19 protein-coding genes are annotated in these 19,187 nt (G+C 66.6%); 12 read left to right on the top strand and 7 right to left on the bottom strand.

Features of this window, described 5'->3' with window-relative positions; translation table 11 throughout:
- The gene (locus BCL79_RS06780; RefSeq protein WP_121039036.1) at positions 1-474 is read left to right on the top strand and encodes a chemotaxis protein CheW; all 474 of its coding nucleotides are present in this window, start codon (positions 1-3) and stop codon (positions 472-474) included.
- Positions 475-553: 79 nt separating this feature from the next.
- Here the strand turns inward: BCL79_RS06780 and BCL79_RS06775 are convergent, their stop codons facing one another.
- Positions 554-1,288 carry a 16S rRNA (uracil(1498)-N(3))-methyltransferase gene (locus BCL79_RS06775; protein WP_121039033.1) on the bottom strand — a complete coding sequence of 245 codons (735 nt, stop codon included), beginning with the start codon at positions 1,286-1,288 and terminating at the stop codon, positions 554-556.
- Positions 1,279-2,670 carry an adenosylmethionine--8-amino-7-oxononanoate transaminase gene (bioA, locus tag BCL79_RS06770; protein WP_121039030.1) on the bottom strand — a complete coding sequence of 464 codons (1,392 nt, stop codon included), beginning with the start codon at positions 2,668-2,670 and terminating at the stop codon, positions 1,279-1,281. Before bioA ends, BCL79_RS06775 begins: the two co-directional genes overlap by 10 nt.
- Positions 2,671-2,720: 50 nt before the next feature.
- Here bioA and nudE point away from each other — a divergent pair, with 50 nt between their 5' ends.
- From nudE to BCL79_RS06725, 9 genes are all read left to right on the top strand, one after another.
- Positions 2,721-3,269: an ADP compounds hydrolase NudE gene (gene nudE / locus BCL79_RS06765; protein WP_121039027.1), complete on the top strand. Its 549-nt coding sequence runs from the start codon at positions 2,721-2,723 to the stop codon at positions 3,267-3,269.
- Entirely contained in the window at positions 3,266-4,069 is an 804-nt protein-coding gene (cysQ, locus tag BCL79_RS06760) for a 3'(2'),5'-bisphosphate nucleotidase CysQ (RefSeq protein ID WP_121039024.1), read from the top strand. The genes nudE and cysQ overlap by 4 nt, the downstream gene beginning before the upstream one ends.
- A 16-nt stretch (positions 4,070-4,085) precedes the next feature.
- Positions 4,086-4,898: a nucleoside triphosphate pyrophosphohydrolase gene (gene mazG / locus BCL79_RS06755; protein WP_121039021.1), complete on the top strand. Its 813-nt coding sequence runs from the start codon at positions 4,086-4,088 to the stop codon at positions 4,896-4,898.
- On the top strand, positions 4,895-5,218 hold the full coding sequence (locus BCL79_RS06750) for a YnfA family protein (protein WP_121039018.1): 324 nt from the start codon (positions 4,895-4,897) through the stop codon (positions 5,216-5,218). The genes mazG and BCL79_RS06750 overlap by 4 nt, the downstream gene beginning before the upstream one ends.
- 96 nt (positions 5,219-5,314) lie before the next feature.
- Entirely contained in the window at positions 5,315-6,277 is a 963-nt protein-coding gene (locus tag BCL79_RS06745) for an SPFH domain-containing protein (protein WP_046272684.1), read from the top strand.
- A gap of 1 nt (position 6,278) precedes the next feature.
- Positions 6,279-6,710: an NfeD family protein gene (locus tag BCL79_RS06740; protein WP_121039015.1), complete on the top strand. Its 432-nt coding sequence runs from the start codon at positions 6,279-6,281 to the stop codon at positions 6,708-6,710.
- An 86-nt stretch (positions 6,711-6,796) separates the two neighbouring features.
- Positions 6,797-7,909 carry a glycine cleavage system aminomethyltransferase GcvT gene (gene gcvT / locus BCL79_RS06735; protein WP_121039012.1) on the top strand — a complete coding sequence of 371 codons (1,113 nt, stop codon included), beginning with the start codon at positions 6,797-6,799 and terminating at the stop codon, positions 7,907-7,909.
- A gap of 97 nt (positions 7,910-8,006) precedes the next feature.
- Positions 8,007-8,402 (top strand): glycine cleavage system protein GcvH, encoded by a 396-nt coding sequence (gene gcvH / locus BCL79_RS06730; protein WP_121039009.1) that lies wholly within the window; start codon positions 8,007-8,009, stop codon positions 8,400-8,402.
- 925 nt (positions 8,403-9,327) lie between these two features.
- A complete protein-coding gene (locus BCL79_RS06725) occupies positions 9,328-9,918 on the top strand; it encodes a histone (protein WP_121039006.1) in 591 nt (196 codons plus the stop codon).
- A 135-nt stretch (positions 9,919-10,053) separates the two neighbouring features.
- On the opposite strand, the gene BCL79_RS06720 is transcribed toward BCL79_RS06725, so the two are convergent.
- Together BCL79_RS06720 and BCL79_RS06715 are read right to left on the bottom strand one after the other, a co-directional pair.
- Complete coding sequence (locus BCL79_RS06720) at positions 10,054-11,448, bottom strand: serine hydrolase domain-containing protein (RefSeq protein ID WP_121039003.1); 1,395 nt, start codon at positions 11,446-11,448, stop codon at positions 10,054-10,056.
- Between the two features lie 166 nt (positions 11,449-11,614).
- Complete coding sequence (locus BCL79_RS06715) at positions 11,615-13,207, bottom strand: GMC family oxidoreductase (protein ID WP_121039001.1); 1,593 nt, start codon at positions 13,205-13,207, stop codon at positions 11,615-11,617.
- A 199-nt stretch (positions 13,208-13,406) separates the two neighbouring features.
- On the opposite strand from BCL79_RS06715, the gene BCL79_RS06710 reads away from it, so the two are divergent.
- Positions 13,407-14,744, top strand: coding sequence for an NTP/NDP exchange transporter (locus tag BCL79_RS06710; protein WP_121038998.1), 1,338 nt, complete (start codon positions 13,407-13,409; stop codon positions 14,742-14,744).
- 31 nt (positions 14,745-14,775) lie between these two features.
- Entirely contained in the window at positions 14,776-15,132 is a 357-nt protein-coding gene (locus BCL79_RS06705) for a DUF1304 domain-containing protein (protein ID WP_121038995.1), read from the top strand.
- Between the two features lie 84 nt (positions 15,133-15,216).
- Here the strand turns inward: BCL79_RS06705 and BCL79_RS06700 are convergent, their stop codons facing one another.
- The 3 genes from BCL79_RS06700 to BCL79_RS06690 all read right to left on the bottom strand — a co-directional run bounded on the left by BCL79_RS06700 (position 15,217) and on the right by BCL79_RS06690 (position 19,146).
- Positions 15,217-15,687 carry a hotdog fold domain-containing protein gene (locus BCL79_RS06700; RefSeq protein WP_121038992.1) on the bottom strand — a complete coding sequence of 157 codons (471 nt, stop codon included), beginning with the start codon at positions 15,685-15,687 and terminating at the stop codon, positions 15,217-15,219.
- Between the two features lie 64 nt (positions 15,688-15,751).
- A complete protein-coding gene (locus tag BCL79_RS06695) occupies positions 15,752-18,229 on the bottom strand; it encodes an acyl-CoA dehydrogenase (RefSeq protein ID WP_121038989.1) in 2,478 nt (825 codons plus the stop codon).
- Positions 18,226-19,146, bottom strand: a complete 921-nt coding sequence (locus BCL79_RS06690; RefSeq protein ID WP_121038986.1) for an alpha/beta fold hydrolase — start codon at positions 19,144-19,146, stop codon at positions 18,226-18,228. The genes BCL79_RS06695 and BCL79_RS06690 overlap by 4 nt, the downstream gene beginning before the upstream one ends.
- Between the last annotated feature and the right edge of the window lie 41 nt (positions 19,147-19,187).

The following is a 19,187-nucleotide window of genomic DNA, read 5'->3' as shown; positions in this document are numbered from 1 at the left end:
ATGAGCTACGCCAGCAACGACGAAATCCGCGGTGTCCTGATCCAGGCCGGGCACGAACGCGTGCTGCTGCCCAACGCCACCGTGGCCGAAATGATGTCCAAGGTGCCGGTCGAAACCGTTCCCGATGCGCCGGCCTGGCTGGTCGGGCAGATCGCCTGGCACGGCTGGGACGTGCCGCTGCTGTCCTTCGCCCGGCTGTCCGGGCAGGGTGACGAGCCGGTCGTGGCCAACAACAAGGTCGTGGTGCTCAAGGCGCTGGGCGGCAATCCGCGCCGTCCCTACTTCGCCCTGCTGACCCAGACCTTCCCGCAGCTGATCGCGGTGCCGCGCGACGGTCTGCTGGCCGATGCCTCCGAGGAAACCCTGCCACAGGGCGTGCACATGCGCGTGCTGCTGGGCGAGCAGAGCGCGCTGCTGCCGGACCTGGACGCGCTGGAAGCGGCGCTGGACGAATCCTTCCCGGTCGCGGGGTAAATCAATAACGGGGACGGGGGTAGTTAATCGGCACGATTAACTACCCCCGTCCCCGTTATTTTTCCGTCCCCGTTATTTTTCAGCCCAGATCGCCCAGCCGCGCCTGCACGGCGGCGATGGCGGCTAAGCCCGCGGTCTCGGTGCGCAGCACCCGCGGGCCCAGCTGCAAGCCTTGGAAGCCTGCCGCCGTCAGCGCCTGGCGGTCGCGCGGCGACCAGCCGCCTTCCGGGCCGATCGCGATCACCACGCCGCCCGGAGCGGCCGAGAGCGTCGACAAGCGATGCTCGCCCTGTGGATCCAGAGTCAACTTCAGTGCCCCGGCTGGAACCGCGTTGGCGGCGTCCTGCAGTGATCGCGGCGCGGCCACGCTCGGCACGCGGGCGCGGCCGGATTGGCCACAGGCCGAGACCACTACGCTGTGCCAGTGCGCCAGCCGCTTCCCGGCACGCGCCGCATCCAGCTTTACTTCGGTGCGTTCGGCGTTGACCGGCATGAAGGCCTGTACACCGAGTTCGGTGGCCTTCTGCAGAATCAGGTCCATCTTTTCCCCGCGGGCGATGCCCTGCAGCAGGGTGATGTGCAAGGGCGACTCGTTGTCCAGCGCGATGGCACTCTCGATACGCACCTGCGCATCGCGCTTGCCCACTGCCCCCAGCGTGGCGCTGTAATCCTGGCCATCGCCATTGAACAGCACGCAGCCGTCGCCTTCGCGCAGGCGCATCACGCGGACCAGATGGTTGGCGGCGTCCTCGGGCAGTGACAGCACCTGGCCGACCGCCAGCGGATGGTCGATATGGCTGCGGGTCACGCGCATGCGACGGCCTCGTCGATGGCGGCGAGGGTGGTCAGGGCAAGCAGATCCAAGTGTTCATCCTCTACACAGTACGGCGGCATCCAATACAGCACATTGCCCAATGGGCGCAGCACCACCCCGCGTTTGAGCGCGGCTTTATAAGCGTGCAACCCGATCCGGGCTTCGGCCGGGAACGGTGTGCGCTTGTCGCCGTTGCGGGTCAGTTCGAAGGCCACCACCATCCCCGCCTGCCGCACATCGGCGACATGCGCGTGGTCGGCGAATGGCGCGGCGAGCGTGCGCATCACTTCGGCGGTGCTGCGGTTGCGTGCGATAACGTCTTCGCCGGCGAAGATGTCCAGGGTCGCCAGCGCGGCGGCGCAGGCCAGCGGATTGCCGGTGTAGCTGTGCGAATGCAGGAAGGCGCGCTCGCGTGAATCATCCAGGAAGGCGTCGTACAGCGCCTGCGTCGCCAGCACCGCCGACAGCGGCAGGAAACCACCGGTCAGGCCCTTGGACAAACACAGCAGGTCCGGCATTACCCCGGCCTGCTCGCAGGCGAACATCGTGCCGGTGCGGCCGAAGCCGGTGGCGATCTCATCGGCGATCAGGAAGGCACCATTGGCATCGCACAGCGCGCGCGCACGCTGCAGATAGACCGGGTCGTACATGCGCATGCCGCCCGCACACTGCAGGCGCGGTTCCAGGATCACCGCGCAGATCTCGCCCGGGTGCTGGTCGAACAGCGTGGCCAGCGCATCGGCCGCCTGGTGCGCGCGCTGGGCGGCACTCTGGCCCGGCTCGGCCAGGTAGGCATCGGGCGAGGGCGCGAACAGCGCCTCGGTCAGCAGCGGGGCATACACACGCCGATACAGGGGAATATCGCCGACGGACAGCGCGCCCAGGGTTTCGCCGTGATAACCGTTCTCCAGCGCGACGAACCGGGTGCGGTGGTTCTCGCCCCGGTTGCGGAAGTAGTGGAAGGCCATCTTCAGCGCCACCTCGACCCCGGCCGAGCCGTTGTCGGCATAGAACACCTTGGCCAGCGGATCACGCCCGGCCTGGCGTGGCGCGATCGCCAGCAGGCGCTCGGCCAGCTGTACCGCCGGCGCGTGACTGAAGCCGGCCAGCATCACCTGTTCCAGCTGGGTGGCCTGCTGGGCGATGGCCGCGCCGATGCGCGGTTGCGCATGGCCGAACAGATTGGTCCACCAACTGCTCACCGCATCCAGGTAGCGGTGGCCGTCATGGTCGATCAACCAGGGGCCTTCGCCGCGGGCGATCGGCAGCAGGGGCAGGGTGTCGGGATGCTCGCGCATCTGCGTGCACGGGTGCCACAGCACGGCCAGATCGCGTTGCCGCCACTGATCGGCCAGCGTGAGGGGGGCTGGGTCTGCTAGCATTTCGGGCTCATGAACACGTTTTCACCAGTACCCATTCTAGAGATGCTCGCATGAGCCGTCGCCTGCCCATCATCCACCAGATCACGGACGAGGAAAGCGGGCCGTTCCAGCGCCAGCATCTGGATCTGGAGTTTTCCAATGGCGAACGCCGCCGCTTCGAGCGGCTGGTAACCCGCGGCCACGGTGCGGTGGTGGTGGTGCCGATGCTCGATGACGAGACCGTGCTGCTGGTGCGTGAATACGCCGCCGGCATGCACCGTTATGAGTTGGGGCTGGTGAAAGGCCGCATCGATGCCGGGGAAACCCCCGAACAGGCCGCCGACCGCGAGTTGAAGGAAGAGGCCGGTTACGGTGCCCGCCGGGTCGACGTGCTGCGCGCGATGACCCTGGCCCCCACCTATATGAGTCATCAGTCCTGGCTGGTGGTGGCGCGTGATCTGTACCCCGAGCGCCTGGTCGGTGATGAGCCGGAGGAACTGGAGGTCGTGCCGTGGAAGCTGGCCGATCTGGACCAGTTGATGCTGCGCGAGGACTTCTCCGAAGGCCGCTCGCTGGCGGCACTGTTCATCGCCCGCGAGTGGCTGGGACGGAAGGAATGATCAAACTCACGACGGATCTGCGCGAAACCGTCATCGCCATCGCCCAGGACGCGGCCGCCGCCATCATGGCGGTGTATGCCACGCCGTTCGATGTTGAGATCAAATCCGACCACAGCCCGGTCACGGCGGCCGATCTCGGCGCCAACCAGGTGATCGAGCGCGGGCTGGCGCAGCTGACCCCGGAGCTGCCGATCCTCTCCGAGGAATCGGCGCAGGTGCCATGGGAGATCCGCCAGCACTGGGGTGCTTACTGGCTGGTCGACCCGCTGGATGGCACCCGCGAATTCGTCAAACGCAACGACGAGTTCAGCGTCAACATCGCGCTGATCTACCAGGGCGCGCCGGCGTTCGGCGTGGTGCTCGCCCCGGCCACCGGCCAGATCTGGCATGCGATGCGCGGCGAACTCGCCTACCGCCGCGACGGCATGCGCGATTCGGTGCTGCGGACCCGCACGCCCGCCTCGGCGCCGCTGCGGGTGGCCGCCAGCCGCTCGCATCGCAGCGAGCAGACGCAGGCCCTGCTGGACCGCATGGGCGATATCGAGGTGCTCGCCCAGGGCTCCTCGCTGAAGTTCTGCCGCCTGGCCGAAGGCACGTTGGACGTCTACCCGCGGCTGGGCCCGACCTCGGAATGGGACACCGCCGCCGGGCAGTGCGTACTGCACGCCGCCGGGGGCGCGGTGCTCTCGGCCGAGACCGGCAAGCCGTTCCGCTACAACCGCCGCGAGAGCCTGTTGAACGGCGACTTCATCGCGCTGGGCGATACCCGCCTGCCGTGGCGCGCGTGGCTGCCCGCCTGACCTGACTGGAGCAACGATGCCTGCCACCCCCGAACTGGACCGCCTGCTGGGCATCATGGCGCGCCTGCGCGACCCGCTGCAGGGCTGCCCCTGGGACCTGCAGCAGGACTTCGCCAGCATCGCGCCGTACACCATCGAGGAAGCCTACGAGGTCGCCGATGCGATCGACCGCGGCGATCTGGATGACCTCAAGGATGAGCTCGGCGATCTGCTGCTGCAGGTGGTCTTCCACGCGCAGATGGCGCAGGAGCAGGGGGCGTTCGGGTTTGCCGATGTGGCCCGCGCGATCAGCGACAAGATGGAGCGCCGCCATCCGCACGTGTTCGCCCAGGTCCAGGTGGACGGGGCCGAGGACGTCAACAGCAACTGGGAGGCGATCAAGCGCGCAGAGCGTGCTGCAAAGGGCCACACCGATACCTCGGCACTGGCCGGGATCTCGCGTGGCCTGCCGGAGTGGCAGCGGGCGGTGAAGCTGCAGGCACGCGCGGCGCGGGTAGGGTTCGACTGGCCGGGCCCTGCACCGGTGATGGACAAGGTGCGCGAGGAACTGGACGAAGTCGCCGCGGAATTCGCGCGCGGCCCGGTCGAGGAGAATCACGCACGCCTGCAGGAAGAGCTGGGCGATCTGCTGTTCGTCTGCGCCAATCTGGCCCGCCACGCCAAGGTGGATGTGGGCGCCGCGCTGCGCCTGGCCAACCACAAATTCGAACGGCGCTTCCGCGCGATGGAAGCCCAGGCCGAGGCGGCCGGACAGTCCATGGCCGTGCTCGATCTGGAGGCACAGGAAGCGCTCTGGCAGCAGGCCAAGGCCGGCGAACCCGCAGCGTGAAAACGCTGCTGCTGTTCGCGCTGACCGCCGTGGCCGAGATCGTCGGGTGCTACCTGCCCTGGCTGTGGCTGCGCAGGGACGGCAGCGCCTGGTTGCTGTTGCCGGCGGCCGCCAGCCTGGCCTTGTTCGCCTGGCTGCTGACCCTGCACCCGGCGGCCAGCGGCCGCGTCTATGCCGCCTATGGCGGGGTCTATATCGGCACTGCACTGATGTGGCTGTGGCTGGTGGATGGCATCCGTCCCAGCCGCTGGGACCTGCTCGGCGTCGGCCTGTGCCTGGCCGGGATGATGGTGATCATGTTCGCCCCGCGCACCGCCTGATCCTGCCTGACGGGCACCCAGGACACTCCCCGACGCCGGCGTGAAGACGGCGTGGCTATACTCGGGCCTACGATTCCGGGGAAAGGGAGTGACCTGATGTTTCCGACCATGCTGTTCTCGCTGGTGCTGGCCTTCGTGGCCGTTGTCATCCTCTTCAAGGCGGTGCGGATGGTGCCGCAGGGTTACGAATGGACCGTGGAGCGCTTCGGCCGCTACACCCACACCATGTCGCCCGGCCTGCACTTCCTGATCCCGATCGTGTACGGGGTCGGCCGCAAGGTGAACATGATGGAGCAGGTGCTGGACGTGCCGAGCCAGGAAGTGATCACCAAGGACAACGCCGCCGTGCGCGTGGATGGCGTGGTGTTCTTCCAGGTGCTCGATGCGGCCAAGGCGGCCTACGAGGTCGCCAACCTGGAGGTGGCGATGATCGCGCTGGTGCAGACCAACATCCGCACCGTGATCGGCTCGATGGATCTGGATGAATCGCTCAGCCAGCGTGAGGTGATCAATGCCCAGCTGCTGAGCGTGGTCGACCATGCCACCAACCCGTGGGGCGTGAAGGTGAACCGCATCGAGATCCGCGACATCCAGCCACCGCGCGATCTGCTCGATGCGATGGCGCGGCAGATGAAGGCCGAGCGCGAAAAGCGCGCGCAGATCCTGGAGGCCGAAGGCTCGCGTCAGTCCGAGATCCTGCGCGCCGAAGGCGAGAAGCAGGCCACCGTGCTGGAGGCCGAGGGCCGCAAGGAGGCCGCCTTCCGCGATGCCGAAGCGCGCGAGCGCCTGGCCGAGGCGGAGGCCAAGGCGACCACGATGGTCTCCGAGGCGATCGCCCAGGGCGACGTGCAGGCGATCAACTACTTCATCGCGCAGAAGTATGTGGAAGCATTCAAGGAACTGGCGACCTCGCCGAACCAGAAGCTGGTGCTGATGCCGATGGAGGCCAGCGGCGTGATCGGCTCGATCGCCGGCGTGGCCGAACTGGCGCGCGAGGCGTTCGCCAAGCAGGAAGAGAAGAAAGCCACGCGCGGCGTCCCGCCGCGGATCGGGGGCTGACATGCGCTGGGAAGTGGTGGCCTGGGGCGCGCTGGCACTGGTGCTGTTCGCCGCCGAGGCGCTCGCGCCCGGCGCTTTCATGTTGTGGATCGGGATTGGCGCCGCGGCGGTGTTCGTGCTGGTCGCGGTGTTCGCCGACATTCCGCTGCTGTGGCAGGTGGTTGCCTTCGTGGTGCTCAGCGTGGTCTCCATCCAGTGCTACCGGCGCTGGGGGCGATCGCACGATCGCCAGAGTGATCAGCCGCTGTTGAACCGGCGCGCCGAGCAGTTGATCGGGCGGGTGGTCCTGCTCGACCAGGGCATCGTGGCCGGCAAGGGCCGGGCCAAGATCGACGATGCGTTCTGGGTGGTCGCCGGGCCGGATCTGCCGGCCGGCAGCCCGGTGCGCGTGGTGGCGGTGGAAGGGATGACGCTGAAGGTGCAGCAGGCCTGATCCGCGGTTTTCCCGCACCGCCGCAGGCGTTGTGAAGACGGTTCTGGGATAATGATGGCTTGCCTTCATTTCCCCCGGAACCGGTCATGACCCAGAAGACGCTTCTCAACGATACCCACCGCGCACTCGGCGCCAAGATGGTCGACTTCGGTGGCTGGGACATGCCCATTCATTACGGTTCGCAGCTGGACGAGCACCACCTGGTGCGCAGCGATGCCGGCATGTTCGACGTCAGCCACATGACCGTGGTGGATCTGCGCGGGGAGCAGGTCAAGCCGTTTCTGCGCACGCTGCTGGCCAACTCGGTGGACAAGCTCAAGGCCACCGGCAAGGCCCTCTACTCGTGCATGCTCAATGCCCGCGGCGGCGTGATCGACGACCTGATCGTCTATTACATGGCTGACGATTTCTTCCGCATGGTGGTCAATGCCTCCACCCGCGAAAAGGACCTGGCCTGGATCCGCGAGCAGGCGGCCGCCTTCAACGTGGAGGTCCTCGAGCGCGAAGAGCTGGCCATCATCGCCGTGCAGGGCCCCACCGCACGCGAGCGCGTGATCGGCCTGCTGGGCGAGAGCGACCGCGCCGCGCTGGAAAAGCTGGGCCGCTTCGCCGCCCTGGAGACCGCCACCGCCGACGGCACCGCGCTGTTCGTGGCGCGTACCGGCTACACCGGTGAAGACGGTTTCGAGATCCTGCTGCCGCAGACCGCCGTGGTCGCCTTCTGGAATGCCCTGAGCGCTGCGGGTGTGCGCCCGGCCGGCCTGGGTGCGCGCGATACGCTGCGCCTGGAAGCCGGCATGAATCTCTACGGCCAGGACATGGACGAGGAGATCACGCCTTATGAAGCCGGCCTGGCGTGGACCGTGGCACTGGACGAAGGCCGCGACTTCATCGGGCGCGATGTGCTCGAGGCGCAGAAGGCGGCCGGCAACGCCCGCCAGCTGATCGGCCTGGTCATGGATGAGAAGGGCGTGCTGCGTCACGGGCAGGTCGTGCTCACCGCCAGCGGCGAGGGCGAGATCCTGTCCGGCACCTTCTCGCCGACCCTGGGCAAGGGCATCGCGTTCGCCCGCGTGCCTGGCGGCGAACTGGGGGACGTTCGCGTGGATATCCGCGGCAAGCAGATTCCGGTGCGCGTGGTGAAGTTCCCGTTCGTGCGCGAAGGCCAGGCCCAGCCTGGCGTGTTGATCGACGGCTGATGCCGTGATGTATCCGGTGCGGACGCGTTCGTGTCCGCGCCGGTTGGTTACACTACCCCCGTTTCTTGACCCCCCTGATATTCCTCGGAGCAGTCCCATGAGCGAGATCCCCGGCGACCTCAAATTCCTCAAGTCCCACGAGTGGGCACGCGTTGAAGGCAGCGGCCGCGTCACCGTCGGTATTTCCGACCACGCCCAAGGCCTGCTTGGCGACCTGGTCTATGTTGAACTGCCGGAGGTTGGCCAGGAGGTCAAGGCCGGCGAACAGGCGGCCGTGGTCGAGTCGGTCAAGGCCGCTTCGGACGTGTACAGCCCGATCACCGGCACGGTGGTCGAGGTCAATGCGGCCCTGAGCGACAAGCCGGAAACCATCAACGAAGACGCCTACGGCGACGGCTGGATCTATGTCGTCGAAGTGGCTGGCCTGGACGAAGTCAACGACCTGTTGGGTCCGGACGACTACGCCGAGCTGCTGGAAAACGAAGATCACTGATCGTCGTTTCCGCTGAAGAACGGCCGCCCGGTGCGGCCGTTTTTTTTTGCCCGCGCGTCGAGAACGCGCCGATCGCGTTAGTAGTGCGTGAGGATTGCAGTGCACGGGCGATGGGCGGTGGTCGCGACGGCCGGCTCATGACGATCGGTTCGGTGCCGATGCGCGCCGGTGATCTGGTCTTCGCCGACGCGCCGATGGCATGCCGAACAGGCTTCCCGGTGGACCTGCGACGATGCTCAACGGCGAATGCCAGGTACGAACGCGTCGGTGCCGAGCGGTCAAAAGTTTGCGCAGTTACGCGAATCGGGTCGAAAAAAACGCGGGCAGATGTGAAAAGTTTTGCGGTCTGTTTAAGGTGCGCACGGGGAGTCCCGTGGCGGGGGTGATCGCATGCGATGCGCGCGTGGCGTTGCAGGGTGGTACACGGCGATGTTGCGATGTCGCTACACGAAAGTGCTTCTTTTAAGTGTTTTTCTTTTCTGCGTTGTCAGCGTTTGATTGCGTGGGGTGTTCGCGGTGGCGTTGGCATGGCGCTCTCGTCGGCTCGATGACGGGTTCGGAGAGGGGGGCGCCGCAGGGCGCCGGTGTGAAAATTTTTCGCCGGGGTTGTTGACAGTGAAAAAAAGCGTGATTAGGTTTCGCCTCAGCAGACCTTGCCTGCGAACAGAGTGAGCAGAATCGACATCAAGTCGCGAAGCACAACCTGGACATCCACCTCGCGTCCGATGACGGTGGAGATGGCTTCGCTTCCTTCAGCGAACCGCAAGACCCTTCCTGATCCGATATCTGCCTGGCCGCATGTGGCAGGTGTCTCCGTATCCGTCACGACGCGCATGACGCGACGGCGGTCCCCGCGACGCAGCAACGGCGGGTTTGCTTTACCTGGGCGTTTCCACTCCATAGATCACTGACGAGGAGCCATCCCATGGCAACCAAGAAAGCTGCGAAGAAAAAGCCGGCCGCCAAAAAGGCAGCCAAGAAGGTCGCTAAAAAGGCGACTGCCAAGAAGGCCGTGAAGAAGGTAGCCAAGAAGGCGGCTGCCAAGAAGACGGTGAAGAAGGCGGCCAAGAAGGCGACCGTTCGCAAGGCAGCAGTGAAAAAGACGGCAAAGAAGGCAGTGAAGAAGACTGCAAAGAAGGCCGCCACCAAGAAGACCGCGAAGAAGGCAGTGAAGAAGACGGCGAAGAAGGCCGTCAAGAAGACTGCAAAGAAGGCAGCCGCCAAGAAGACCGCGAAAAAGGCGGTAAAGAAGACGGCCAAGAAGGCGACCCGCAAGGTAGCCAAGAAGGCCGCTCCGAAGAAGGCTGCCAAGAAGACCGCCAAAAAGACCGCCAAAAAGGCCACCCGCAAGGTAGCCAAGAAGGCCACCGCCAAGAAGGCGACTGCCCGCAAGGCTCCGGCCAAGAAGGCATCCGCGAAGAAGGCAGTGAAGAAGGTCGCAAAGCGCAAGCCGGCCGTTCGCAAGAAGAAGGCCGCGCCGGTCGCACTGCCGGCAACCCCGGCACCGCTGATCTGAGTTTTTCCCGATAGCCGTACCTGAGACTCCTTCCCTGGCAGCCCAGCGGGGAAGGAGTTTTTTTATGTGCGATACCAAAAACCACAAAAAAGGCGGCCATCCGGCCGCCTTTTGCGATGCCACGTGCGGGCGGGATCAGCGCGGTGATGCGACCGCGCGGTTCGACGAGACGCCCTTGCGCTTGCCTTGCGGGGCGGCGTCCTCGGCCATCAGGTTGTCGCTGCCGAAGTCGGTGTCCACGTCCAGCCAGCGCTGGGTCGGCAGGCCCATCGCCTGGTCCAGTACGGTGGGCAGCAGGCCGCTGGGCAGGCTGCTTTCGCCGTTCCACATGATGGCAATGCCGAGGTCGCGCTCGGGCACCAGGGCGACCAGGCCGCGATAGCCCTGGACGGCACCGGCGTGGAAGATCACTTCATGGCCGGCGTAATCGAAGGTGCGCCAGCCAAGCGCGTAGCCGGCCGAGTTCAGGCGCTCGCGGCGCCAGCCGGACCGCATTTCACCGGGGGTGCTGATCAGACTCGCATGCAGCGTGGCCAGCAACGGGGCGGGCAGGACGTCGGGGCGATGGCCGGTGTGTGCCAGCAGCCATTGCGCCATGTCGCTGGCACTGGCGTTGACGCCGGCGGCCGGGGCGAGGCGGTAGTAGGTGGGCTTGGGCGTGAGCGCAACCCAGCCATTGCGGCTGCGCACATGCGGGCGTGCCCAGCGCGAGCTGGCCTGGATGCCGGCCAGGCCGAGGCTGGCGTCATCCATGCCCAGCGGCTTGAACAGACGGCGCTCGACGGACTGTTCGTAGAAGCTGCCGGAGGCGGCGTAGACCACATCACCAATCAGGCTGAAGGCCACGTTCTGGTAGGCGTAGCAGTCGCCGGGCAGGCACTTGAGCGAGGTGGCCGCCAGTTTGTGGGTGAGCGTGTAGTACTCGGCGTTGGCTTCGACGTCGCGGTCATAGGCGTTGTAGGGCAGGCCGACGCGGTGGCTGAGCAGATCGGCCACGGTCAGGCGCTCGGTCGCTTCGGGCGTGCTCAACTGGAAGCCGGGCACGTAGTCGGTGACCTTGCTGTCCCAGCGCAGCGTGCCGTCGTTGACCAGCAGGCCGGCCATGGTGCCGGCGAAAGCCTTGGACAACGAGGCCAGCCGGAACACGGTGTGCGCGTCGACCTGCTGCGGGTTGTTGACGTCGGTGACGCCGTAGCCGCGCGCGCTGAGCACGCGGCCCCCCTGGACGATCGCAACGGCCATGCCGGGTACGCGCTCGCCGTAGGTGAGCTGCTGCGCCATCGATTCGATCGAGGCCACGTTGAAGCCCTGCGCGGGCGGCTGCACTTTCAGGCCGGCCGGCGTGGTGCGGTACGCGGCAGGTTGGGTATGCGGGGCGGCGCTCGGCGCCGATTCCTCGATGTTGACCGGGAACCCGGCTGGCGCAGCGGCAGGTGTCTGTGCAGTGGAAGACATGGCGATGGGCATCAACATGCCCAACAACCCGGTTGCCGCCGAACGGATCGGTCGGCGCCTGTTGCTCTGGTTCATCGTATGGGTGCCCGTGCGCGACTGCTGTGACCGATTCTAGCGCCGCTTTTCGTGATTGCACAAACGAATCGAAGATGAATGCGTATCGCATTGAAAATACGCGGGTTTTGCCAATCTCCAAAGGATCCGTCACCCGGGCGGTAAGGGCGGTCCAGCGCACCCCTGTTCAGGCAGTTGCAGCGGTCCGGATCCAATGAGCGGCACGCTCAGCGATCATCAGGGTCGGGGCGTTGGTGTTCCCGCTGACCAGGCGCGGCATCACCGAGGCATCCACCACCCGCAGCCGTTCGGTGCCGTGCACGCGCAGGGTGCCCGGATCGACCACCGCCTCGGCATGCTGCCCCATCGCGCAGGTCCCGACCGGGTGGTAGATGGTCTCGGCCTTGGCCCGGATGAAGGCTTCCAGTGCCGCCTCGTCCAGCGCGTTGTGCGGGGGGAACACCGGCGCGCCGCGCCAGCGGTCAAACGCAGGCTGCTGCAGGATCTCGCGCGACAGCCGGGCGCATTCAAGCATGCTCTTCAGATCGTGGCCCGCGGGGTCACCCAGGTAGTTGGCGTGGATGCGCGGCGGCGAGCGCGCATCGGCATCACGCAGGCGCAATTGCCCGCGGCTGCGTGGGTGCAGCGGGCAGGCATGCAGGGTATAGCCATCGCCCGGCAGCCGGTGGCGGCCGTGGTTGTCCAGCATTGCCGGGACGAAATGGAACTGGATGTCGGCGCGCGCATCGGTGGCCAGCGACGAGCGGGCGAAGCCGCCGGCCTCGGCCAGGTTGCTGGTGCCGGCACCACGGTGGCCGCGCAGGAAGTAGTCGAAGGCGATGCGCAGCTCGTTGCTGCGGTCGTAGCTGACGCCCGGTGTGGTGTGCACGACGGTGCAGATGTCCAGGTGGTCCTGCAGGTTGCGGCCGACACCGGGCAGATCCACGCGCGGGGTGATGCCGTGGCAGCGCAACGTGTCCGCCTCGCCGATGCCGGAGAGCATCAGCAGGTGGGGGGAATGGAGCGCGCCGGCGCTGAGGATCACCTCCGCGCCCGCGCGTGCGTGGAGGTGGTGCGCGCCACGCCGATAGTGCACGCCGGTCGCCGTCGTGCCCTCGAAGCTCAGCGCGGTCGCCTGCGCGCCGGTGAGCACCGTCAGGTTGCGCCGGTGGCGTGCCGGGCGCAGGTAGGCGTCCGCACTTGAACACCGTGCGCCGTCGCGCTGGGTGACCTGGTACAGCCCTACGCCGAGCTGCTGGTCACCGTTGAAGTCTGCATTGTGGGGATGGCCGGCTTCCTGCGCGGCGGCGATGAACGCGGCCGAGAGGGGGTTGTGGTGGCGCAGGTCGGACACCGACAGCGGTCCTGCGGCGCCGTGCAGCGCGCTGGCGCCGCGGCTGTTGCGCTCGCTGTGCAGGAACCAGGGCAGCACCTGGTCCCAGCCCCAGCCGATGGCGCCACCCGCTTCCCAGCCGTCGTAGTCGGCGGGGACGCCGCGGATGTAGCACATCGCATTGATCGAGCTGGAGCCGCCCAGCACCTTGCCGCGCGGCCACCACAGACGACGGCCATCCAGGGCAGGCTCCGGCTCGGTCTCCAGGTTCCAGTTGATGCGACGATTGTTGACCAGCCGCGCCAACCCGGCCGGCATGTGGATGAAGGGGTTGCTATCGCGCGGGCCGGCTTCCAGCAGCAGCACCCGGCAGGCCGGGTCTTCGCTGAGCCGGTGGGCCAGCACGCAGCCGGCAGAGCCGGCACCAATGACGATGTAGTCGTACATGCCGCTCCTTGCCGGGTGCGCACCGAGCATAAGACAGGTTGGGGCAGGCAGGGGCTGAGTGGTGAGCCACGCAGCGTTGCACCGATGGGCGTGCCGGAGGCTGGCGATGTTGCGGTGCATCGTTTACCTTGCGCGCTTCGATGCCCGGAGTTCCCCACATGTTGCCGTTGCAACGCCCTTTGTCCGCGCAGAGCGTGCAATGACTGCGGCGGCCGGAACCGGCGCGGCGGCCACTGGCATGTTGAGCGCCTGGCGGCGTTCGCCGCCGCTGATCTGGGCCTCGATCTACTTTTTCTGCCTGCTCAGCGGCTACTACGTGCTGCGCCCGGTGCGCGAAGCGATGGCGGCCTCGTCGGATCTGCAGACCGTGTTTCCGCTGCCGCTGATCCAGTGGTTCGCCGGGCACGGGATCGCCCTGCAGGACTTCGTGCTGCAGTTCCTGTTCACCTGCGTGTTCTTCATCATGCTGGTGCTGCAGCCGCTATACGGCGTGCTGGTGAGCCGCTTCCCGCGCCGGGTGTTCCTGCCGGCGGTGTACGGCTTTTTCATCGTCACCCTGCTCGGCTTCTACGTGATGTTCGAGACCGGCGCGCCGGGGCGGGGCATGGCGTTCTTCTTCTGGATCACCGTCTTCAACCTGTTCGCGGTGGCGGTGTTCTGGAGCTTCATGGCCGACGTGTTCTCCAACGTGGAGGCGCGCGCCTATTACGGCTACCTCGGCGCGGCTGGCACCATCGGCGCCTTCCTGGGGCCGATCATCACCTCGACGCTGGTGCAGCGGGTCGGCATCGCCAACCTGATGCTGGTCTCGGCCGGCTTCCTGCTGATCTGCCTGGGCTGCATCTGGCGGCTGCGCCTGTGGGCGGTGGAACGCGAACAGGAGCGGCAGCTGGTCTCCGGCGAAACGCCGATGGGCGGCAGTGTGTTCGATGGCCTGAAGCTGATCGTGCGTGAGCCGATGCTGCGCTGGCTGGCACTGATGGTGCTGTTCGGCGTGGGCGTGGGCACGATGCTCTACAACGAGCAGGCCTCGATCGTGCGACGGCTGTACCCCGATGCCGCGGCCAGCACGGCGTTTTTCTCGCGCGTGGACCTGGCGGTGAACACCCTGACCCTGATCGTGCAGCTCGGATTCACGCGCTGGCTGCTGTCGCGGTATGGGATCGCCCCGGCGCTGTTGATTCCCGGCGTGGCGATCATCATCGGCTTCTCGATCCTGGCGGCCTCGCCGCTGCCGCTGATGGTGGCGATGGTGCAGGTGATGACCCGCGCCAGCGAGTTCTCACTGGCCAAGCCGGCGCGCGAGACCATCTATACCCGTGTGGACCGCCAGTGGCGCTACAAGGCCGGCGCGGCGATCGACACCGTGGTCTACCGCGGTGCGGACCTGACCTTCGCCTGGGTGCACAAGGGGCTGTCCCTGTTCGGTTCGCACATTGTGTTCGTCGGTGGGCTGGTCGTGGCCGGGGCGATGACCGTCGCAGCATTGGGCCTTCTGCGCGAGGAAAAGAAGCTGCCGGGCGAGCGCCCGGAGTAAGCTCTCTGCAGTCTTCCAGGAACCTGAGCCCATGTATTGGATCGCGCTGTCGTTGACCCTGCTGGTCGCCCTGCTGCACGTGTATTTCCTGGTCCTGGAAATGTTCCTGTGGACCAAGCCGCTGGGCCTGAAGACCTTCCGCAATACGCCGGAAAAGGCGCAGGCCACGCGGGTGCTGGCGGCCAATCAAGGGCTGTACAACGGCTTCCTTGCCGCCGGCCTGTTCTGGGGCCTGTTCGATCACCTGCCGATGCTGGTCAACTTCATGCTGGGCTGCGTGATCGTGGCCGGCTGCTATGGCGCGTACAGCGTGAACAAGCGGATCTTCTTCATCCAGGCTGTGCCGGCGATCCTGGCTGTGGCCGCGTGGTGGATGGTGCCGGCCTGACAGGCGCCAGCCACGCATGGCGTGGCGCTACCCTGCGACAGACGGATTGGATGTAGAGCCACCCATGGGTGGCTGCGCCAACGATCAACGTTTGACCGGCGACACCCACATGGCGATCCGCGCCTCGAACACGGCCGTGCCGGCGTCATCGCGCACCTGCACCTTCACCGGCAGCGCGTAGCCGGTCTCGGCCGCCACGATCGGCTGCTCCGGCGTGGCCACGGCATGCTGCGTGCCGGTCGCCTTGGCCAGGTACTGCACCTCCATGCCCTTCGGGATCCAGCGCATGCCCTTGGGCAGCGAGGCATCCACCATCAGCCCGGCGGTGAGTTCGGCCAGGTTGCACAGCGCGATCGCGTGCACCGTGCCGATGTGGTTGGTGACCTTGCGCCGGTGCGCGATGCGGCCTTCGCAGCGGCCCGGCTCGAGCAGGGTGATGCGCGGGGCGATGCTGGCGAAGTAGGGCGCCTTGACGCACACCGCGCGCGAGAACAGCCAGGTGCCGGCAGGCCAGCGCTGTATGCGGCGGTAGAGCGTGAGCAGTGGAGCGGACATCGGGGGTCTCCCTAAAGAAACGGCGGACCGAAGTCCGCCGTTGTCGTTTACATGGTGGCCGTGATCACGCGGCCTGCGACTGCGCGTCCTTCTGCTGGCGCTTGTAGTAGCCCGCCGAGCGCAGTTCCTCCGGATCGAAGTCGTCCACGGTGATCGTTTCCAGGGTGAGCGTGCGCAGCTCTTCGAGCAGGGTGCGCTCGTCCTGGGTGATCACGCCTTCGGCCACGGCTTCGTCCAGCTGGGTAACGAAGTCCAGCGCTTCGATGCCCTTGGTCTTGAGTGCCTTGATGAACTTGCGCTCCACCGGCTCGGCCATGATCGCCTTGGACAGGTAGCTGTTGATGCGGCCACCCGGGTTGTTCTCGCACGGGGTCAGGAACACGCCATTGGCCAGACGGTCGCGGGCTTCGTTGGGTGCCATCAGCAGTGCGGCCACGCGGTGGCCCAGGCGGTCGCCCGGGGCCTCGGCACGGCGGCCGAACGGGAAGATCAGCGCCCACATCAGCCAGCCGATCGGACGCACCGGGAAGTTGCGCAGCGCGGCCGACAGCGACTCTTCGATCTTGTGCACGCTGTCATGGAAGGCCCAGGCCAGCAACGGCTGGTCGGCGGCCGGGGCGCCTTCGTCGTGGTAACGCTTGAGCATGGCGCTGGTCATGTAGATGTGGCTCAGCACATCGCCCAGGCGGCCGGACAGCGATTCCTTGAACTTCAGCTTGCCGCCCAGCGTCATCATCGAGATGTCGGCCATCAGCGCCAGGTTGGCCGAGTAACGGTCCAGCTTCCGGAAGTAGCGGCGGGTGTAGGCATCGCCCGGGGCGGCACCGAAACGGGCACCGGTCAGGCCGAACCAGAACGAACGCACGGCGTTGGAGATGCCGTAGCGGATGTGGCCGAACAGGCTGCGGTCGAATTCCTGCAGCCCGGCACGGGTGTCCGGATCCTGCGCGGCCTTCATTTCCTTCAACACCCACGGGTGGCACAGGATCGCACCCTGGCCGAAGATCAGCAGGCTGCGGGTCATGATGTTGGCACCCTCGACCGTGATCGCGATCGGCGCGGCCTGCCAACTGCGGCCGGCGAAGTTGCGCGGCCCCAGGATGATGCCCTTGCCGCCGATCACATCCATCACGTCCGAGATCACTTCACGGCTCATGGTGGTGCAGTGGTACTTGGCGATGGCCGACGGCACCGACGGCACGTCGCCGCGGTCCACCGCAGCGGCCGTTGCCTGGCACAGCGCGCTGATCGCGTAGGCCTTGCCACCGATGCGGGCCAGCGCTTCTTCCACGCCCTCGAAGCGGCCGACCGACAGGCCGAACTGCTTGCGGATGCGCGCGTAGGCACCGGTCACCACGGCGCCGGCCTTGGCACCGCCACTGGCGGTGGAGGGCAGGGTGATCGAGCGGCCCACGGCCAGACACTCGTTGAGCATGTTCCAGCCCTTGCCGGCCTTCTCGGCGCCGCCGATCAGCTGGGTCAGCGGGATGAACACATCCTTGCCGCGGATCGGGCCGTTCTGGAAGGTCGAGTTGAGCGGGAAGTGGCGGCGGCCGATTTCCACGCCGGCGGTGTCACGCGGCAGCAGCGCCAGGGTGATGCCGATGTCGCGGGTGGTGCCGATCAGGCCATCCGGGTCGTACATGCGGAAGGCCAGGCCGATCAGCGTGGCTACCGGCGCCAGGGTGATGTAACGCTTGTCGAAGGTGAGCTTGACGCCGAGCACCTGCTCGCCGTTCCACTCGCCCTTGCAGACGATGCCGTAATCGGGAATCGAGGTGGCGTCCGAGCCGGCGAACGGACCGGTCAGGCCGAAGCAGGGCACTTCACGGCCATCGGCCAGGCGCGGCAGGTACTGGTCTTTCTGTTCCTGGGTGCCGTAATGGTTGAGCAGTTCACCCGGGCCCAGCGAGTTGGGCACGCCGACGGTGGAGCTGACCACGCTCGACACCGAGGCCAGCTTCTGGATCACCTTGTGGTGGGCCAGCGCGCTGAAGCCCAGGCCGCCGTATTCCTTCGGAATGATCATGCCGAAGAACTTGTTCTTCTTGATGAAGCTCCACAGCTCTGGCGGCAGGTCGGCGTAGACGTGGGTGATTTCCCAGTCGTTGACCATTTTGCAGAGCTCTTCGACCGGGCCGTCCAGGAACGCCTGTTCCTCCGCAGTGAGCTGCGGCTTGGGGTAGTTCAGCAGGATGTTCCAGTCCGGATCGCCGGTGAACAGCTCGCCTTCGAAACCGACCGAGCCGGTTTCCAGCGCGATGCGCTCGGTCTGCGACAGCGGCGGCAGCACCTTGCGGAACACCTTCATCATCGGCGCGGTCAGCAGCGGCTTGCGGATGAAGGGCAGCAGCAGCGGCACGGCGATGACGGCGACGATGGCCGCAGCCACGATCGTGGCGGTCTGGTTGACGTACGGGATGAACCAGCAGGCGGCCAGCAGCACGAGGCTGATGATCGTCCAGGTGATCAGGCGCATCCGGTGGTAGGCGACGAACGCACCTGCCAACAGGACGACGAGGAAGGGAACGACAATGCTCATGAGCGTGCTCCGGTGACGTGCTCGGTAATGGCGGACGATGCGACGGCGGAGGCCGAGGGCAATACGTCCAGATAGTCCAACACAGTAGCGGTAAAGGCGTTGTTGTCATCACCGGCGACCATATGCGTGGCCTCCGGCAGCTGCACGTGGCGTGCATGTGGCACCAACGCAAGGAACTCGGCCACCGTCTGCGGGGTGACCAGGGTGCTGCGGCCGCCGCTCACCAGCAGCAAGGGACATTTCACCTGGCGCGCCGCCTCGGCGAGCGCGTCCTGGTGGTGTTCACTGTCACGGGCCAGCTCGGCGACCAGACGCGGGTCCCAATGCCAGCGCCAGCGGCCGTGACCGTCCTCGCGCAGCAACGCGCGCAGGGAATCGTCCGACTTGCGCGGGCGGTGCGGCACGTAGGCGGAGATCACATCGGCCGCCTGCGACAGCGAGGCGAAGCCGTCCGGGTGCGCGGTCATGAACATCAGGATCTTTTCGACGCCGGCGGTATCCCAGCGCGGGGTGATGTCCACCAGCACCATCGCCGAGAACAGGCCCGGCCAGCGCGACTCGGCGAGCAGGCCGAACAGGCCGCCCATCGAGGCGGCGATCAGGATCGGCGGCTGCGCCTGCTCGCCGGCCAGCACGATCAGATCATCGGCGAACTGTTCGCCGTGGTAGGGGCGTTCGGCCGGATTCCAGTCTGAATCGCCATGGCCGCGTGCGTCGTAGGACAGGGTCTGGTAACCGGCGCCGACCAGCGCGGAGGCGGTGGCCTGCCAGGCATGCCGGGTCTGGCCGAAGCCGTGGGCGAACAGCACGGTGCCGCGACGCCCCGGGCCCGACCGGGTGGCGGCCAGCACGGCGTTGTGCGCGCCGGTCAGTCGCTCATCGTCAAAACGGGGCAGAGTAGAAGAAGGAGTGACCATACTCGCTAGTATGGACCTGCCCTGTGCGATGTCAATACTTG

The organism is Stenotrophomonas rhizophila (genome assembly GCF_003651185.1).
GTDB lineage: Bacteria > Pseudomonadota > Gammaproteobacteria > Xanthomonadales > Xanthomonadaceae > Stenotrophomonas > Stenotrophomonas maltophilia_Z.
Note: the sequence above shows the minus strand (reverse complement) of the source record. Positions and strands in the feature narration are given on the sequence as shown.

What these genes read in the sequence shown, in the direction of transcription:
- BCL79_RS06725 (WP_121039006.1), top strand. Translation starts at nt 9,328, where the DNA reads ATGGCAACCAAGAAAGCTGCGAAGAAAAAGCCGGCCGCCAAAAAGGCA.
- BCL79_RS06740 (WP_121039015.1), top strand. Translation starts at nt 6,279, where the DNA reads ATGCGCTGGGAAGTGGTGGCCTGGGGCGCGCTGGCACTGGTGCTGTTC.
- gcvT (WP_121039012.1), top strand. Translation starts at nt 6,797, where the DNA reads ATGACCCAGAAGACGCTTCTCAACGATACCCACCGCGCACTCGGCGCC.
- BCL79_RS06705 (WP_121038995.1), top strand. Translation starts at nt 14,776, where the DNA reads ATGTATTGGATCGCGCTGTCGTTGACCCTGCTGGTCGCCCTGCTGCAC.
- bioA (WP_121039030.1), bottom strand. Translation starts at nt 2,670, where the DNA reads ATGCTAGCAGACCCAGCCCCCCTCACGCTGGCCGATCAGTGGCGGCAA.
- BCL79_RS06700 (WP_121038992.1), bottom strand. Translation starts at nt 15,687, where the DNA reads ATGTCCGCTCCACTGCTCACGCTCTACCGCCGCATACAGCGCTGGCCT.
- BCL79_RS06780 (WP_121039036.1), top strand. Translation starts at nt 1, where the DNA reads ATGAGCTACGCCAGCAACGACGAAATCCGCGGTGTCCTGATCCAGGCC.
- BCL79_RS06720 (WP_121039003.1), bottom strand. Translation starts at nt 11,448, where the DNA reads ATGAACCAGAGCAACAGGCGCCGACCGATCCGTTCGGCGGCAACCGGG.
- gcvH (WP_121039009.1), top strand. Translation starts at nt 8,007, where the DNA reads ATGAGCGAGATCCCCGGCGACCTCAAATTCCTCAAGTCCCACGAGTGG.
- BCL79_RS06690 (WP_121038986.1), bottom strand. Translation starts at nt 19,146, where the DNA reads ATGGTCACTCCTTCTTCTACTCTGCCCCGTTTTGACGATGAGCGACTG.
- BCL79_RS06695 (WP_121038989.1), bottom strand. Translation starts at nt 18,229, where the DNA reads ATGAGCATTGTCGTTCCCTTCCTCGTCGTCCTGTTGGCAGGTGCGTTC.
- BCL79_RS06745 (WP_046272684.1), top strand. Translation starts at nt 5,315, where the DNA reads ATGTTTCCGACCATGCTGTTCTCGCTGGTGCTGGCCTTCGTGGCCGTT.
- cysQ (WP_121039024.1), top strand. Translation starts at nt 3,266, where the DNA reads ATGATCAAACTCACGACGGATCTGCGCGAAACCGTCATCGCCATCGCC.
- nudE (WP_121039027.1), top strand. Translation starts at nt 2,721, where the DNA reads ATGAGCCGTCGCCTGCCCATCATCCACCAGATCACGGACGAGGAAAGC.
- BCL79_RS06710 (WP_121038998.1), top strand. Translation starts at nt 13,407, where the DNA reads ATGACTGCGGCGGCCGGAACCGGCGCGGCGGCCACTGGCATGTTGAGC.
- BCL79_RS06715 (WP_121039001.1), bottom strand. Translation starts at nt 13,207, where the DNA reads ATGTACGACTACATCGTCATTGGTGCCGGCTCTGCCGGCTGCGTGCTG.
- BCL79_RS06775 (WP_121039033.1), bottom strand. Translation starts at nt 1,288, where the DNA reads ATGCGCGTGACCCGCAGCCATATCGACCATCCGCTGGCGGTCGGCCAG.
- mazG (WP_121039021.1), top strand. Translation starts at nt 4,086, where the DNA reads ATGCCTGCCACCCCCGAACTGGACCGCCTGCTGGGCATCATGGCGCGC.